Consider the following 15,386-nt stretch of genomic DNA (forward strand, 5'->3'; position numbering starts at 1 on the left):
TCATAAACCATCGCGATACTCGCTCCTGTTTTTAGAGCGCCGGGTTCTACCCGGACACTGTTTTCCGACGTGCGCGTCGGTGTGCCCAGGATGGTTCAGCCATCCCTCTCATCTTCGGAGATTGCTATGCGTCTTGCTTCCACGAAAACTGCGGCGGCCCTGTGCGGTGGCCTGTTGCTGGCCATGAGCGTTCCGGCCAGTGCTGCAGTCGACGCCAAACTGCTCGACATGCTCAAGGCTAACGGTTCCATTTCCCAGGCGCAGTACATTGAACTGCAAACTGAACTGGCCAAGGATCAGAAGGCTCAGCAAATCGCGCAGCAGGCGCAGCAAGAGACCAACGAGCAAATCGCGGCAACCGCGAAGAAAACCAATGAGCTGAGCTCCTTCGACCAGAAACTTGCCTGGGCCGCCAAGACCCAGTTCAAGGGTGATGTGCGTATCCGTCAGGAGACCGTCAAGATCGACGGTGAATCCAACAACGGTGGTCGCGACAAGGATCGCCAGCGTATCCGTGCCCGCCTCGGCGCCTACACCGAGATCAACCCGCAAGTCGACACCGGTATCCGTATTGCCACCGGCGGCGGTGACGATGCCCGTTCGACCAACCAGGACATGGACAACTACTTCGACAAGAAGCAGATCTGGCTCGATCTGGGTTACATCGACTACCACCCCGATGCCATCAAGAACCTGCACGTGATCGGCGGCAAGATGCTGCAACCGTGGGTCAGCATGGGCGATGTGATCTGGGACAGCGACATCAACCCGGAAGGTCTGGCCGTGACCTACAAATACCCGCTGGGCAGCAGCGCCGAACTGTTCGGCAGCCTGGGTAACTACACCCTCAAGGACAACGTCGACGGCGAAGGCGTGCAATTCCGTCACGACCTGCGTCTGACTGCCGGGCAGTTGGGCAGCCGTTTCGCGATCACCGACAACCTGAAACTGACCCTGGGCGGCAGCGTCTACGCCTACCAGAACGACGAGGACAGCCGTTGCACCGGGACGTCCACACCGTGCGCACTGTCGGTCAACGGCAACTCGGCCAACAACGAATTCCGTCTGTACGAGGGTTTCAGCCAGATCGATATCGGTGGTTTGCCAATGCCGCTGTCGTTCTACGGCCAGTACGTCAAGAACAACGATGCGGTGACCGATGCCGACACTGCGTGGCTGGTCGGCGCCAAGTCGAAAGTCTTCGGCCTGAACCTGGACTACAACTATCGTGACGTACAGCGTGACGCCGTGGTCGGCGCGTTCACCGACTCCGACTTCGCCAACGGCACCACCGGTTCGCGCGGCCACAAGTTCAAGGTCGGTTACGACATCGACAAGAACTTCGCCATCGGCGCGACCTACTTCCTGACCAAGGCCGACTTCTCCAGCCGTACCCAGCGTGACGCAGACACCAATACCCTGCAGCTGGATGCGGAAGCGAAGTTCTAAAAAGCGTCACCTGTAGCCTGACGCGGGCGGGACGATCCCCATCATCCGTTCGTTTCGTCCGCGTCGGGCTATTTTTTGCAGGATGCAAAGACACTGTAGGAGCTGCCGAAGGCTGCGATCTTTTGATCCTTGAAAACAAGATCAAAAGATCGCAGCCTCCGGCAGCTCCTACAGGAGATTATCTTTGCGGCGTTGCTCGGCCAGGCGTTCGGCCAAAGCGTCAATACCCGCCTCGGTTTTCTCCGGCATCGCCTTCAACGTGGCCTGCATCAAACGCATCTGGCGAATGAAACGCCGGCAGTTAGGGCAGAACATCAGGTGATGGCGCACCAACAGTCTCTCGCGAAAGCTCAACTGGCCATCGAGGTAATCGCTGGAGCGCGCTACTTGTTCCTTGCAGGTCAGCATTCGCCGGTCTCCTCAAAATGCTCCACCGTGGCGAAGACTTTCAGCCGCGCACGATGCAGCAGCACACGGACATTGGAGAGCGAGATCTCCAGAAGATTACAGATCTCCTCCAGCTCCAGGCCCTGACGCTCGCGCAGCAGCAAAACACTGCTTTGCAGTTCCGACAGGCTGAGCAAGGTGTGCTCCAGGCAGTCGCGCAATTCGCTTTCCGTCAGCAAGGCTTCCGGCGTGTCCTGATGCCAGGCGAACGGCGCCACTAGCCAATGACCGTCACCGGGAGAAAAGCGATCATCGTCGATGGTGCCGTGGGGTGACGGCAGGTCATCCATCAAGACTTCGCGACGATTTTGTTTGTAGCGGCTCTTGGCCGAGTTGGCAGTGATGGTCAGCAGCCAGGTCTTGAGACTGGAACGGCCCTCGAAGCTACCGATGTGGCGCACCACCGAAAGCCAGGCGTCCTGCACCACTTCTTCGACATGGCGCTGGCCGACAATCGCGTAAGCCACGGCGCGCATGGCGCTCTGGTAGGTACTGACCAGTTCCTTGAAAGCTCTTTGCTCACCGGCCAACAGGCGTTCGAGCAGTTGGGTGTCGTCCGTTGCGGCCATGCGCGCCTCGTTTTCAGATGGTCGAAAGCAAAAGATCGCAGCCTGCGGCAGCTCCTACAGAGATCAGTGTAGGAGTTGCCGCAGGCTGCGATCTTTTCAGGCGCACTCAGCGCTTGCGCAGAATCACGCTGCCGATCGAGTAACCGGCGCCGAACGAGCTCAGCACGGCCAGCGAACCGGCGGCCAGATCGTCCTGATATTTGTGGAAGGCAATCACCGAGCCGGCAGAGCTGGTGTTGGCGTAGGTGTCGAGAATCACCGGGGCTTCTTCTTCGGTGGCTTCACGACCCAGCAGCTTGCGCACGATCAGGTGGTTCATGCTCAGGTTGGCCTGGTGCAGCCAGAAGCGCTTGACGTCGCCGACGTTGAGTTTGTTCTCTTCCAGATGCTCACCGATCAGCTCGGCAACCATCGGGCAGACATCCTTGAACACCTTGCGGCCTTCCTGCACGAACAGTTTGTCACGGGCACCGATGCCCTCTTCCGCGGCACGATTGAGGAAACCAAAGTTGTTGCGAATGTTGTTGGAGAACTTGGTCAGCAGTTTGGTGCTGACCACATCGAACTGGTACTTGGAGGTCGCCAGGTCAGCGCGTTCGATGATGACTGCCGTCGCGGCGTCGCCGAAGATGAAGTGGCTGTCGCGGTCGCGGAAGTTCAGGTGACCGGTGCAGACTTCCGGGTTGACCATCAGGATCGCCCGGGCCTGACCCAGTTGCACGCTGTTGGCCGCAGCCTGAATGCCGAAGGTCGCCGAGGAGCAGGCCACGTTCATGTCGAAACCGAAGCCCTGAATGCCCAGTGCTTCCTGGACTTCGATGGCGATGGCCGGGTAGGCGCGCTGCAGATTGGAGCAGGCGACGATCACGCCGTCGATGTCGGCGGCGGTCTTGCCGGCACGTTGCAACGCCTGTTCGGCGGCGCCGATGGCCATCTGGCAGAGGACCGACCATTCGTCGTTGGAACGCTCCGGCAGACGCGGGGCCATGCGTTGCGGATCGAGAATGCCGTCCTTGTCCATGACAAAGCGGCTCTTGATACCGGAGGCCTTTTCGATGAACGCGGCGCTGGATTCGGTCAGCGCCTGGACGTCACCGCGGGCGATGGCATCGGCGTTGTCGGCGTTGAACTGCGCGACGTAGGTATTGAAAGACTGCACCAGCTCTTCGTTGGAAATGCTGTTGGCCGGGGTGTACAGGCCGGTGCCGCTGATGACGACGTTATGCATGGTCGTTTCTCTAATCTGTTCAGGCAGAAAGCGCTGGCACCGACGTACCAACACACAAAGGGTCTGTTCCCGTCCGGGGACGCTGACCTGGCATCGCTTTATTCCGCCACGTGACCCGGCCGAAGGCTCTGGGTCACGAAACCGGCGTTTATGGTCGCGAAGTTTGCCATAAACCCAAGGTTTTGGCGCCTCTCCCGCTAAACGCACTCCCTGTAGGAGCTGCCGAAGGCTGCGATCTTTTGATCTTGATCCTTTAAAAAGCAAAATCTAAAGATCGCAGCCTTCGGCAGCTCCTACAAAGTCCTTGCCAGTCGCGGGATCAGGCCTCGACCTGACTCCATTGCTTGCTCAGCCGCTTGTCCGAGATCGGCACTTTCGTTCCCAACTGCTGGGCGAACAGCGACACCCGGTATTCCTCCAGCCACCAGCGGTACAACTCCAACTGCGGATCGCGTTTGCCTTCCTGGGCATGTTTCGCCGCGCGGGTCTGGTATTGCGCCCAGAGGCCGGCCAGTTCACCGCTCCAGACGCGATCCTTCTGTACTTGCGCACCGAGTTTCTCGAAACGCTGCTCGACCGCCTTCAGATAGCGCGGCAGCTCCTTGAGCCATTGCATCGGTGTTTCCCGGACAAACCCCGGATACACCAGATGGCTGATTTGCTGCTTGATGTCATTCAGCGCCACAGCCTGCGCCAGATCGATCTTGCCCTTGAAGCGTTTTTGCAGGCCGTGCCACAGTTTGAGAATCTCCAGCGTCAGCCGCGCCACGCGCTCGGCGTGTTCGGTCCAGCTGCCGCGTTTGCGTTCAGCCAATGCGGCGAGCCCGGCGCCGTCACGCGGCAACGGGTCTTCGCCTTCCAGAATGCAGCTGTCGAGACTGGCCAGCAGAATGTCTTCGACCAGCGCATCCACTCGGCCCAGCTCGCGATAGAGCAGGCCCAACTCGGTGATACCCGGCAGTTTGCTGCGCAGGAACTTCGCCGGCTCCGCCAGTTGCTGCAGCAGCAGCCGCTGCAAGGCGCGGCGATGCTGGAACTCGGCTTCGGCCGGGGTCGAGAACCGCCCTTCCTTGACCGTGCCGCCCTCTTCCACCAGCGCCGGATAGACCGTCATCGACAATCCGGCAATCTTCTGCTGGGTCTTTTCCGCCACCGGGGCGAAGACCTTGGCCTCCACCGGTTGCTGACTTTTCGCACTCTGCGGCACAGCCAATGCCGCTTGGCTGGCTTCGGCAAAACGCGCGGTCAGCTCGGCCAGATCGCGGCCCTCACCGAGGAACTTACCCTGGCCGTCGACGATTTCCAGGTTCATCCGCAGATGACTTTCGACCTGCTGCGCCGCTTCCGCCCAAGCCTCATCGCTGACTCGGGCGCCGGTCATGCGCAGCAGTTCGCGACCCAGCGATTGCGGCAACGAGCCCTCAGCGAAGGTCATGCGCTGCAACGCCGCTTTGATGAAATCCGGCACCGGCACGAAGTTTTTGCGCAGGGCTTTCGGCAGATTGCGCACCAGTGCAATGCACTTGGCCTCGATCAGCCCCGGCACCAGCCATTCCAGACGCTCCGGCGGCAGCATCGGCAGCAGCGGTGCCGGCACGCGCAGGGTCACGCCGTCGCGCGGGTGATTGGGTTCAAAGTGATAACTGAGCGCCAGTTCGAGATCACCAATGTGCAGCGTGTCCGGGTAGTCGCGCGCGGTGACCTCACTGGCCTCGCGGGCCAGTACATCCTCTTCGCGCATGATCAGCAGCTGCGGGTTCTTCTGGCTGTTGACCCGATACCAACTGTCGAAGGTCGCGGTCTGGTGAATCTCCGCCGGCAACCGCGCATCGTAGAACGCGTACAGGGTTTCTTCGTCAGCGAGAATGTCGCGGCGCCGTGCCTTGGCTTCCAGTTCGTCGAGCTGTTCGAGCAATTGTTTGTTGGCGCTCAGGCATTTGGCTTTCGACTGAATCTCGCCACGCACCAGGCCCTCGCGGATAAACAGCTCACGCGAGACCAGCGGATCCACCGGGCCGTAATGCACAGGACGGCGACCGACCACGATCAGCCCGAACAGAGTGATCTGCTCGTAGGCCACAACCTGGCCGCGCTTCTTCTCCCAGTGCGGTTCGAAGTGGTTTTTCTTGATCAGGTGCCCGGCCAGCGGCTCGATCCAGTCGGCGTCGATCTTGGCGACCATGCGCGCGTAGAGCTTGGTGGTTTCCACCAGTTCGGCGGTCATCAGCCACTGCGGGCGTTTCTTACCGATGCCTGACGACGGATGAATCCAGAAGCGCCGTTGACGGGCGCCAAGGTAATCGCCGTCTTCGGTTTTCTGGCCGATCTGACTGAGCAGGCCGACCAGCACCGCTTTGTGCAGTTTCGGGTAATCCGCCGGTTCCTTGTTGAGGCTCAACTGCATGTCGCGGCAGATCAGGCTCAACTGGCGATGGGAATCGCGCCACTCGCGCAGGCGCAGGTAATTGAGGAAATTCTTCCGGCACCAGTTACGCAGTGGGCTGGCCGTCAGCGCTTGGCGCTGTTCTTCAAAACCACGCCACAGATTGACCAGACCGGCGAAGTCCGAATCGCTGTCCTTCCACTGCGCGTGGGCCTGATCCGCCGCTTGCTGACGCTCCGGCGGACGCTCGCGCGGGTCCTGAATCGACATGGCGCTGGCGACGATCAGCACTTCCTGCAAGCTGCCGAGTTTTGCCGCTTCCAGCAGCATGCGGCCCATGCGAGGGTCCACCGGCAGACGCGCCAGTTGGCGACCGAGCGGGGTCAGCTGGCTGTTGCGATCCACCGCCGAGAGCTCTTGCAGCAGGTTGAAACCGTCGCTGATCGCCTTGCCGTCCGGCGGCTCGATGAACGGGAACGCGGTGATCTCACCGAGGCGCAGGTGCAGCATCTGCAAGATCACGGCAGCAAGGTTGGTACGCAGAATTTCCGGATCGGTAAATTCCGGGCGACCGAGGAAATCTTCCTCGCTGTACAGCCGCACGCAGATCCCCGGCTCGACCCGGCCGCAACGACCCTTACGCTGATTGGCGCTGGCCTGGGAAATCGCTTCGATCGGCAGACGCTGCACCTTGGCGCGGTAGCTGTAGCGACTGATGCGCGCGGTGCCGCTGTCGATCACGTAACGGATGCCCGGCACAGTCAGCGAGGTCTCGGCAACGTTGGTCGCCAGCACTACGCGGCGCCCCGGGTGCGACTGGAAAATCCGCTGCTGCTCCGCCGGCGACAGGCGCGCGTACAGCGGCAGGATTTCCGTGTGTTTGAGCTGGGCCTTGCGCAGCATGTCGGCGGCATCGCGGATCTCGCGCTCGCCGGGCAGGAACACCAGCACATCGCCGGGACTGCGGCGTTCGCTACGCTCGTAGGCGGCGATCTCATCGAGGGTGGCGAGGATTGCTTGATCCACGGTCAGGTCGTCTTCGACGCGGTTGCCTTCTTCATCCTGCTCAAGCGTCAGCGGGCGATACCAGGTTTCAACCGGGAAGGTGCGGCCGGACACCTCGACAATCGGCGCGTCATCGAAATGCTTGGAGAAGCGCTCCAGATCGATGGTCGCCGAGGTGATGATGACTTTCAAGTCCGGACGACGCGGCAGCAGGGTTTTCAGGTAACCGAGCAGGAAGTCGATGTTCAGGCTGCGTTCGTGGGCTTCGTCGACGATGATCGTGTCGTAGCGTTCCAGATAACGGTCGTTCTGGGTTTCCGCCAGCAGGATGCCGTCGGTCATCAGTTTGATCAGGGTGTTGGCATCGCTCTGATCTTCGAAACGCACCTGATAACCGACCAGCGCGCCCAGTGGCGTACCGAGTTCTTCAGCGACCCGACTGGCGACACTGCGTGCCGCGATTCGGCGCGGCTGGGTGTGGCCGATCAAGCCATGCTGACCGCGACCGATTTCCAGGCAGATTTTCGGCAACTGGGTGGTTTTACCCGAACCGGTTTCGCCGGCGATGATCAGAACCTGATGCTTCTCCAGCGCAGCCTTGATCTCATCGCGCTTGGCGGCGATTGGCAGGCTGTCGTCGTAACGAATCACCGGCAGGCTGGCACGGCGCGCCAGCACCTGATCACTGGACGCCTGCAGACGCGTCACCCACTGGGCCAGTTTGGCCTCGTCGGGTTTCTTGCGCAGCTCGAGCAACTGCCGCCGCAGCCGATGACGGTCGGCGAGCATGGCGTGATCAAGGTTTTTCAGCAGTTTGTCGATGGAGGGCGATTCGTCGGTCATCGGGTACGCAATTCGGTCGTCTATATGTGCAGGGGGCGGATTGTCGCAGATTTGCTCTCGATTGACCTGCTTCCCCTGTAGGAGCTGCCGCAGGCTGCGATCTTTTGATCTTGTTTTTAAAAATCAAAGTCAAAAGATCGCAGCCTGCGGCAGCTCCTACAGGATTGAGGTGACAACGGGTTATTCGTTATCCAGTCCTTTGCGGCGGTAAGGGAACACGTCGATGACTTTGCCGGCGCGAATCGCCTCCTGCAGACCCTTCCAGTAATCGGCGTTGTACAACTCGCCGTGCAGTTGATCGAACAGTTTGCGCTGCCTGGCATCGGCGAACAGGAACGGCGGAAACTCTTCAGGGAACACATCCAGCGGCCCGATCGAGTACCACGGCTCGGAAGCCATTTCGTCCTCGGGGGTGCGCGGCGCGGGGATGTGGCGAAAGTTGGCTTCGGTCAGGAAACAAATCTCGTCGTAATCGTAAAACACCACCCGCCCGTGACGGGTGACGCCAAAGTTCTTCAGCAACATGTCGCCGGGGAAGATATTGGCCGCCGCCAGTTGCTTGATCGCCAGCCCGTAATCCTCCAGCGCCTCGCGCACCTGCGCTTCGTTGGCGTTGTCCAGATAGAGGTTGAGCGGGGTCATACGGCGCTCGGTCCAGCAGTGGCGAATCAGCACCGTGTCGCCTTCGACCGAGACCGTCGACGGCGCGACTTCCAGCAGTTCTTCCAGGCACGCCGGATCGAACTTGCTCAGTGGAAAACGGAAGTCGGCAAATTCCTGGGTATCGGCCATGCGCCCGACGCGGTCGACGCTTTTCACCAGACGATATTTTTCGATCACCGTCGCCCGGTCGACGTTTTTCGACGGTGAGAAACGGTCCTTGATGATCTTGAACACGGTGTTGAAGCCCGGCAGGGTGAACACGCTCATGACCATGCCACGCACGCCCGGCGCCATGATGAACTGATCGTCGGTGTTGGCCAGGTGATTGATCAGCGCGCGGTAGAACTCGGACTTGCCGTGTTTGTAGAAGCCGATCGAGGTGTACAGCTCGGCGATGTGCTTGCCCGGCAAAATGCGCCGCAGGAAACCGATGAACTCGGCCGGCACCGGCACATCGACCATGAAATACGAACGGGTGAAAGAGAAGATGATCGACACATCGGCTTCGTCGGTGATCAGCGCGTCGATCTGAATCCCGCGGCCTTCGCGGTGCAGCAGCGGAATCACCAGCGGCCACTGCTCGTCGCGGGTGTAGATGCGCCCGACCAGATAGGCGCCTTTGTTGCGGTACAGCACCGAGGAAAACAGCTCGACGCTCAGCTCCGGATCCTTGCACACCCAGTCCGGCAAATTCTCGCGCAGTTGCGCTTCGAGGCGCTGTAGATCGCCGGGCAGATCGGCGTAATCCTCACTGAAACGGTAGTCGGCAAAGATGCTTGCAAGCATCGACGACAACTGGCCCTGCGGCTTGTAGGTGCGGGTTTGCGCAGCCCGGGCGCGGCGCAGGCTCGGCCGGGTGGTGTGGATGAACATGCAGCCGTCGCTGATCAGGTCGTGGCTGAACAGCCCGCAGAAGATCGAGTTGTACCAGGTCTCGGACAGCTCATCGTCGAAGCGCAGGTCGATCACGCTGATGTAGGCACTTTTCACCAACGGCCAGCTGCCGACATTCATCAACGTCTCGTCGTCGAAATGCTCGCGCAGGCGGGCGATGGTTTCGCCGACCTTTTCCTCGTAGAGATTGATCCGCGCCGCCGAGGCGGTCTGCGTTTCCTGCCAGCGCGCCTGCTCGAAGCGCTCGCGCGCGCCATCGGTAATCCGCCGGAAGTGCTCGCGGTAATCGTCAAAGCCATCGAGGATCATGCGGGCGATGTCGGTGGCTGGCCATTGCTGCGGCATAGATGAGACCTCGGCGTGCAATTGGAAATCTGTGCCTGAGCTTAGCCACGGAACCGGGTGCAGGTGAAGTGCAATTTCTGCCAAAACCGGAACGCCAGCGCACATCGCTGGCATTTTTCACCAGGCAACCCACTGCTGAGAATTAAATGCCCGATTAGCGGTTGCCATCGCCGGGGCGCTCGGCAACACTCTCGTCCCGATCAAGGAAGGAGTGCCATCGTGAGCGCTGTCGATATTTTCCGCATGCTGTCGCTGGCAGCCATCTGGGGCGCGAGTTTCCTGTTCATGCGCATTATTGCGCCGGTCATCGGCACCATTCCGACTGCGTTCTTTCGGGTGTCGATAGCGGCCGTCGGGCTGCTGGTGATTCTCGGGTTGATGCGCATCAGCTGGGACTTCAAAGGCAAGCTTAAAACCGTGATGTTGCTGGGCGTGATCAATTCGGGGATTCCGGCAACGCTGTATTCGGTCGCGGCGCAGGTGTTGCCCGCCGGTTACTCGGCAATCTTTAACGCCACCACGCCGTTGATGGGCGTATTGATTGGCGGGCTGTTTTTCAGTGAAAAACTCACTGCCGCGAAGCTGACTGGGGTGTTTCTCGGCTTGTTCGGTGTCGGTGTGCTGACGCGTGCAGGGCCGGTGGCTTTCGATCTGCCATTGCTCATGGGCGCCCTTGCCTGCCTGCTTGCCACCACCTGCTACGGTTTCGCCGGATTTCTCACGCGACGCTGGCTGGATCACAGCGGTGGACTCGACAGTCGTCTCTCGGCGGTGGGCAGCATGCTCGGCGCTTCGCTGTTTCTGTTGCCGCTGTTCGGCTACAGCGTGATCACCGCCCCTCCGGCAAGCTGGGGTGGGTGGAACGTCTGGCTGTCGCTGCTGGGCCTGGGTCTGGGTTGCACGGCGTTCGCCTACATCATCTATTTCCGCTTGCTCAGTTCCATCGGCCCGGTCAAATCGATGACCGTCACCTTCATGATCCCGGCGTTCGGCGTGTTGTGGGGTGCGTTGCTGCTGGATGAGCCGCTGTCGATGGCTCACTTGTACGGAGGGGTGTTGATTGCGCTGGCGTTGTGGTTGGTGTTGAAGCCGGCGGTAGCAACCGCCCGCTGATTTGCGGCGTCGATAAGTCAGTCTTCGCGAGCAAGCCCGCTCCCACAGGAGGAATGCATTCCAATTGTGGGAGCGGGCTTGCCCGCGAAGAGGCCGGCCCAGACACTGAAAATGCCCGGGGCGGCCTGAAGGTTTTCAAGCAGTTCTACGGAACACAAACGCCAGCCCAACTATGATCAACAGCATCCCCAGCACACTCAGCGCCGCCAGACGATTGCCGAAAATCAGATAGTCCATCAGCGCCGTCACCGCTGGCACCAGATAGAACAGACTGGTGACGTTCACCAGGTTGCCCCGAGCGATCAGGCGGTACAGCAACAGCGTCGCCAGCACCGACACCACCAGCCCCATCCACAACACCGGCACGATGAAACCGGCGCTGTGCTCAAAGTGGAACGGTTGAAACGGCACAAATATCCCGCACAACAACAGTCCGGCCAGGTATTGCACCGGCAGCGTGCCGAGGGGATTGTCGGTGATGCGTTTCTGCATGATCGAACCCAGAGTCATGCTCGCCAGTGCAAGCAGGCCAAACAGCATGCCAGCCCAGGACATCCCCGCCAGACCGATCCCCTGGTAAACCACCATGATCAGCCCCGCCAAGCCCAGCGCCAGACCGAACATCCGGCTCGCCGAGCGCTGCCGCTCCATCAACACCACGGTGAGGATCGGCTGTACACCCATGATGGTCGCCATCACCCCCGGCGTGACTTTGGTGTTGAGCGCCAACAGATAAAAAATCTGATACGCGCCCAACAACACCAGGCCCGTTGCAATCGCAAACAGCATCGGCCTGCCGCCCTTTGGCAGCTTCAACTTGAGCAGCGGCGTCAACAGCAGCAGCCCGCACAGGGCGATCACAAAGCGAATCAATAGAAAAGCAAAGGGCGAGGCATGGGCCAGGCCCCATTTGGAGAAGATCGCACCACTGCTCCACAGCAGAACGAACAGGCTCGTGGACATCGCCGCGAGCGCGGATTGTTTCGAAAGGACAAACATGAATACCACCTGTAGTCAGGCAAATAGCCAACTCAGCCGAGGCTGAAATTCAGTAGGTGTTTCTGGCGGGCGCAGGGGGTCAGCAAAGAATGCCGATCAGCCCGAAACGCCAACGCCCGGCGGTGATACGACGACGCACACCGGCGTGCTACTGACAGGTGGAGGGTAATGACTGATCTGCCCAGGCTGCTGATTCCCGCACGGCACGACGCCAGCGTTGACCGCTGAATCGACTACCGCGTTGATGAGGGATGCAGGCATTGGGGCTGATCTTTTTTGAGGGGTTTGGAAAGTGAATCAGCTGATTCACGAGCGCCGACTATAACCAGCGTGGGACATGGATTGCAACGATTTGGACAAAGGGCCAGCAGGGACAGTTGGCGGCGAGGTGAATAGGCTGATGAGCAACGGATAGGCCCATTGATGGGGAGACAGGGAATGCTCGGGATCACATGCCAAGGGAACGGACATATTTGCGGTATCAGGTCTATCGGTCAGAGGCGCGGAAGCAGGCTGCTATCGTTACCCTTCAACTACAGCTTCAGTTGGAACGCCATGGTCCGACTGCCATCGATTTGTCGAAAGTACGTTTCGAACCTATCGACCAACAAGCACTTCAGGCATCAACCCTCTGGAGAGACCAGCACTTTTGCTGGAATGAGGTCATTGAGTGGAAAGGTCGAGAGCCTTTATCTCTGGACATCGCTATCTGGTTTGAAGAGGAACTGTGCGGGCTGTGTTTCGCAAATCCAAATGCCAGCAAAAACAGAATACGAATTGTGCGCCTGGAGGGACGCCCCTACGAATCCCATCCGTTAAAAAGACGTATCGGGGCACTGGCGATGATTGTGATTGAACAATACGCCCAACTCATAGGCAGCAAGGTTCTCGAGATCCAAGAACCTTTGAAGGGCGCGATTTCACACTATCAAGAGCTTGGCTTCGGCTTCGACACTGGTGGCCGCCTTGTCAAAACCCTGGAGAACCTAGTATCGTGAAAACTGTTCAATTAACGATCAACACAGGAGGAGAAATGAGCAAATCAACAAAGAAGCCGTCCTCCAGAAAAGAGATACCTCCTCTCGGCAAAAAATCCGGTGAGATAACGCTCACTGCGAGTCAGAGGCGTCTGCTGCAGTTACTGATAAAGGGCACTGAAAGCGAAGAGCCGAATGTACTCGCCGCTGGCCGACTGTAGATTTATCAGCAGACGAAAAACCGCTCACTAGGAGCGGTTTTTTTATTTCAACACCCAGCCTCAACCAAACAGCCAATACCCCAGCAACGTCAACACCAGCACCGCCAATACTGGACGCAGGATGCGGTAAGCCTTGGGGTTGCGGCGTTTCCACTGTTTGACCACGCCACTGAACTTGTCGCTGAAGCTCTTGCTCCAGGCATAAGCCTGGTTAATGCCGCCGACACGTTCGTCATCAAGGTTCTGCGGAGCGGTGGCACGTCCCAGCCAGGCGCTGATGGCGCGGTTGATGCGGGTCATCAGACGGTTGCTCAATGGGCGTTCGACGTCGCAGAACAGAATGACGCGAGTCTGTTCGGTTTCGTTCTTCACCCAGTGCACGTAGGTCTCGTCGAACATCACGTCTTCACCGTCGCGCCAGGCGTAGACCTGACCGTCGACGAAGATCCGGCAGTCGTCGGAGTTCGGCGTCGACAGGCCCAAGTGATAACGCAGCGAGCCGGCAAACGGATCACGGTGCGGGTTCAGGTGGCTGCCACCGGGCAACAGCGCGAACATCGCGCCTTTGACGTTAGGGATCGCACTGACCAGCGCCACGGTTTTCGGGCACAGGGTTTCGGCCGACGGCAGCGGTTTGTCGTACCACTTGAGGTAGAAACGCTTCCAGCCCTTCTTGAAGAACGAGCCGAAACCAGCGTCATTGTTTTTCTCGGCCGCGCGGATGTAGCCCTCATCGAACAGATGCATGGCCTCGTCGCGAATGGTTTCCCAGTTATCGCGCAGCACATCCAGTTCCGGAAACTTGCTGCGATCCAGATATGGTTTGGACGGCACGCCGGAGAACAGGTACATCAGCGCGTTGTACGGGGCGAACAGCGCCGAGTGGTTGACGAACTGACGCAGGACCGGCAAACGCGCCTTGCCGCGCAAATGCACATAGAGGATGCTGCCCACAAACAGCAGCAACACCAACACCTTGGCGGCTAACGAAAAGGTCATCAACGACTCCTTGAATAAAGACAACGCTGCGCAATGCCCTTTAGCCGGCATGGCAGCCGGCCATGATAAACACTACCGGCCTCGGGCAAAACCCGCTGAACCCAAGATTCAGTGTTAAGAATTGCGCAACAAAGCATTTATTAGCATAAAGATCCTGAACCCCGGCTGATCTGAGTCAATTCGACTATTGCTGATTCTCCTGCTCGGTGAACAGATCGCTGAACAACATGCTCGACAGATACCGCTCACCGGAGTCCGGCAAAATCACCACGATGGTCTTGCCCTGCATTTCCGGCTTTTCGGCCAGACGCACCGCCACGGCCATGGCCGCGCCGCATGAGATCCCGCACAGGATCCCTTCTTCCTGCATCAGGCGCAGCGCCATGGCCTTGGACTCGTCATCGGTGACCTGCTCCACCCGGTCAACCATCGACAAATCGAGGTTCTTCGGCACGAAACCGGCGCCAATTCCCTGAATCTTGTGCGGGCTTGGCTTGATCTCTTCTCCTGCCAGGGCCTGGCTGATCACCGGCGAAGAGACGGGTTCTACCGCGACCGACAGAATCGGTTTGCCCTGGGTATTCTTGATATACCGCGAAACGCCGGTGATGGTTCCGCCGGTCCCGACACCTGCGACCAGTACATCGACAGCGCCGTCAGTATCGTTCCAGATTTCCGGACCGGTGGTTTTTTCGTGAATCGCGGGGTTGGCCGGATTATCGAACTGCGACGGCATGAAGTATTTGCCGGTATCACTGGCAACGATCTCGGCAGCCTTCTCGATTGCGCCTTTCATGCCCTTGGCCGGTTCGGTCAGGACCAGTTCTGCGCCGAGGGCCTTGAGCACCTTGCGCCGCTCGATGCTCATCGAGGCCGGCATGGTCAGCATCAATTTGTAACCACGGGCGGCGGCAACGAAGGCCAGACCGATGCCGGTATTGCCCGACGTCGGCTCGACGATGGTCATGCCCGGCTTGAGTTTGCCGCTGCTCTCGGCGTCCCAGATCATGTTCGCGCCGATTCGGCATTTGACCGAATAACCGGGGTTGCGTCCCTCGATCTTGGCCAGAATGGTCACGCCACGCGGCGCGATGCGGTTGATCTGCACCAGCGGCGTATTGCCGATGGAATGGGCGTTGTCAGCGAAAATGCGGCTCATGGCTGGGTCCTTATGCAGCGTTGAATTCAGCCTTTCAAGGTATGCCTGTTGCCTGACGCAGTCCAGTCGGGTCGAACGTCTGCGACGCGCAA

The 15,386-nt window shown here is 59.5% G+C and carries 11 protein-coding genes; 3 read left to right on the plus strand and 8 right to left on the minus strand.

The genetic code is table 11. The annotated features are described in order from the left end of the window. The first annotated feature begins 126 nt into the window (after window positions 1-126). Window positions 127-1,449, plus strand: a complete 1,323-nt coding sequence (locus KVQ82_RS22545; RefSeq protein ID WP_007966005.1) for a putative porin — start codon at window positions 127-129, stop codon at window positions 1,447-1,449. 168 nt (window positions 1,450-1,617) lie between these two features. Here KVQ82_RS22545 and KVQ82_RS22550 read toward each other — a convergent pair whose 3' ends face one another. The 5 genes from KVQ82_RS22550 to aceK form a co-directional block, all read right to left on the minus strand. Then, window positions 1,618-1,857, minus strand: coding sequence for an anti-sigma factor (locus KVQ82_RS22550; RefSeq protein ID WP_222015977.1), 240 nt, complete (start codon window positions 1,855-1,857; stop codon window positions 1,618-1,620). Next, on the minus strand, window positions 1,851-2,465 hold the full coding sequence (locus KVQ82_RS22555) for an RNA polymerase sigma factor (RefSeq protein ID WP_086791978.1): 615 nt from the start codon (window positions 2,463-2,465) through the stop codon (window positions 1,851-1,853). The genes KVQ82_RS22550 and KVQ82_RS22555 overlap by 7 nt, the downstream gene beginning before the upstream one ends. A 106-nt stretch (window positions 2,466-2,571) precedes the next feature. Then, window positions 2,572-3,693 (minus strand): beta-ketoacyl-ACP synthase III, encoded by a 1,122-nt coding sequence (locus tag KVQ82_RS22560; protein ID WP_222015979.1) that lies wholly within the window; start codon window positions 3,691-3,693, stop codon window positions 2,572-2,574. Window positions 3,694-4,012: 319 nt separating this feature from the next. Beyond that, on the minus strand, window positions 4,013-7,924 hold the full coding sequence (gene hrpA / locus KVQ82_RS22565) for an ATP-dependent RNA helicase HrpA (RefSeq protein WP_222015981.1): 3,912 nt from the start codon (window positions 7,922-7,924) through the stop codon (window positions 4,013-4,015). Between the two features lie 180 nt (window positions 7,925-8,104). Beyond that, window positions 8,105-9,826 carry a bifunctional isocitrate dehydrogenase kinase/phosphatase gene (gene aceK, locus KVQ82_RS22570; RefSeq protein ID WP_222015983.1) on the minus strand — a complete coding sequence of 574 codons (1,722 nt, stop codon included), beginning with the start codon at window positions 9,824-9,826 and terminating at the stop codon, window positions 8,105-8,107. A gap of 219 nt (window positions 9,827-10,045) precedes the next feature. On the opposite strand from aceK, the gene KVQ82_RS22575 reads away from it, so the two are divergent. Next, window positions 10,046-10,939: a DMT family transporter gene (locus KVQ82_RS22575; RefSeq protein WP_086791982.1), complete on the plus strand. Its 894-nt coding sequence runs from the start codon at window positions 10,046-10,048 to the stop codon at window positions 10,937-10,939. 135 nt (window positions 10,940-11,074) lie between these two features. Here the strand turns inward: KVQ82_RS22575 and KVQ82_RS22580 are convergent, their stop codons facing one another. Beyond that, window positions 11,075-11,938: a DMT family transporter gene (locus KVQ82_RS22580; protein WP_222015985.1), complete on the minus strand. Its 864-nt coding sequence runs from the start codon at window positions 11,936-11,938 to the stop codon at window positions 11,075-11,077. Window positions 11,939-12,411: 473 nt separating this feature from the next. Between KVQ82_RS22580 and KVQ82_RS22585 the strand changes: the two genes are divergently transcribed. Continuing rightward, window positions 12,412-12,936: a hypothetical protein gene (locus tag KVQ82_RS22585; RefSeq protein ID WP_313902811.1), complete on the plus strand. Its 525-nt coding sequence runs from the start codon at window positions 12,412-12,414 to the stop codon at window positions 12,934-12,936. 260 nt (window positions 12,937-13,196) lie between these two features. Here KVQ82_RS22585 and KVQ82_RS22590 read toward each other — a convergent pair whose 3' ends face one another. Together KVQ82_RS22590 and cysK are read right to left on the minus strand one after the other, a co-directional pair. Next, window positions 13,197-14,135, minus strand: coding sequence for an aspartyl/asparaginyl beta-hydroxylase domain-containing protein (locus KVQ82_RS22590; RefSeq protein WP_047292347.1), 939 nt, complete (start codon window positions 14,133-14,135; stop codon window positions 13,197-13,199). A gap of 184 nt (window positions 14,136-14,319) precedes the next feature. Next, window positions 14,320-15,294 (minus strand): cysteine synthase A, encoded by a 975-nt coding sequence (cysK, locus tag KVQ82_RS22595; protein ID WP_041070300.1) that lies wholly within the window; start codon window positions 15,292-15,294, stop codon window positions 14,320-14,322. Window positions 15,295-15,386: the final 92 nt, after the last annotated feature.

Source organism: Pseudomonas sp. AO-1 (assembly GCF_019775695.1).
GTDB classification, from domain to species: domain Bacteria; phylum Pseudomonadota; class Gammaproteobacteria; order Pseudomonadales; family Pseudomonadaceae; genus Aquipseudomonas; species Aquipseudomonas parakoreensis.

Excerpts from the sequence above, each read along its gene's own strand:
- cysK (WP_041070300.1), bottom strand. The coding sequence starts at position 15,294 with ATGAGCCGCATTTTCGCTGACAACGCCCATTCCATCGGCAATACGCCG.
- KVQ82_RS22590 (WP_047292347.1), bottom strand. The coding sequence starts at position 14,135 with ATGACCTTTTCGTTAGCCGCCAAGGTGTTGGTGTTGCTGCTGTTTGTG.
- KVQ82_RS22555 (WP_086791978.1), bottom strand. The coding sequence starts at position 2,465 with ATGGCCGCAACGGACGACACCCAACTGCTCGAACGCCTGTTGGCCGGT.
- aceK (WP_222015983.1), bottom strand. The coding sequence starts at position 9,826 with ATGCCGCAGCAATGGCCAGCCACCGACATCGCCCGCATGATCCTCGAT.
- KVQ82_RS22545 (WP_007966005.1), top strand. The coding sequence starts at position 127 with ATGCGTCTTGCTTCCACGAAAACTGCGGCGGCCCTGTGCGGTGGCCTG.
- hrpA (WP_222015981.1), bottom strand. The coding sequence starts at position 7,924 with ATGACCGACGAATCGCCCTCCATCGACAAACTGCTGAAAAACCTTGAT.
- KVQ82_RS22580 (WP_222015985.1), bottom strand. The coding sequence starts at position 11,938 with ATGTTTGTCCTTTCGAAACAATCCGCGCTCGCGGCGATGTCCACGAGC.
- KVQ82_RS22550 (WP_222015977.1), bottom strand. The coding sequence starts at position 1,857 with ATGCTGACCTGCAAGGAACAAGTAGCGCGCTCCAGCGATTACCTCGAT.
- KVQ82_RS22560 (WP_222015979.1), bottom strand. The coding sequence starts at position 3,693 with ATGCATAACGTCGTCATCAGCGGCACCGGCCTGTACACCCCGGCCAAC.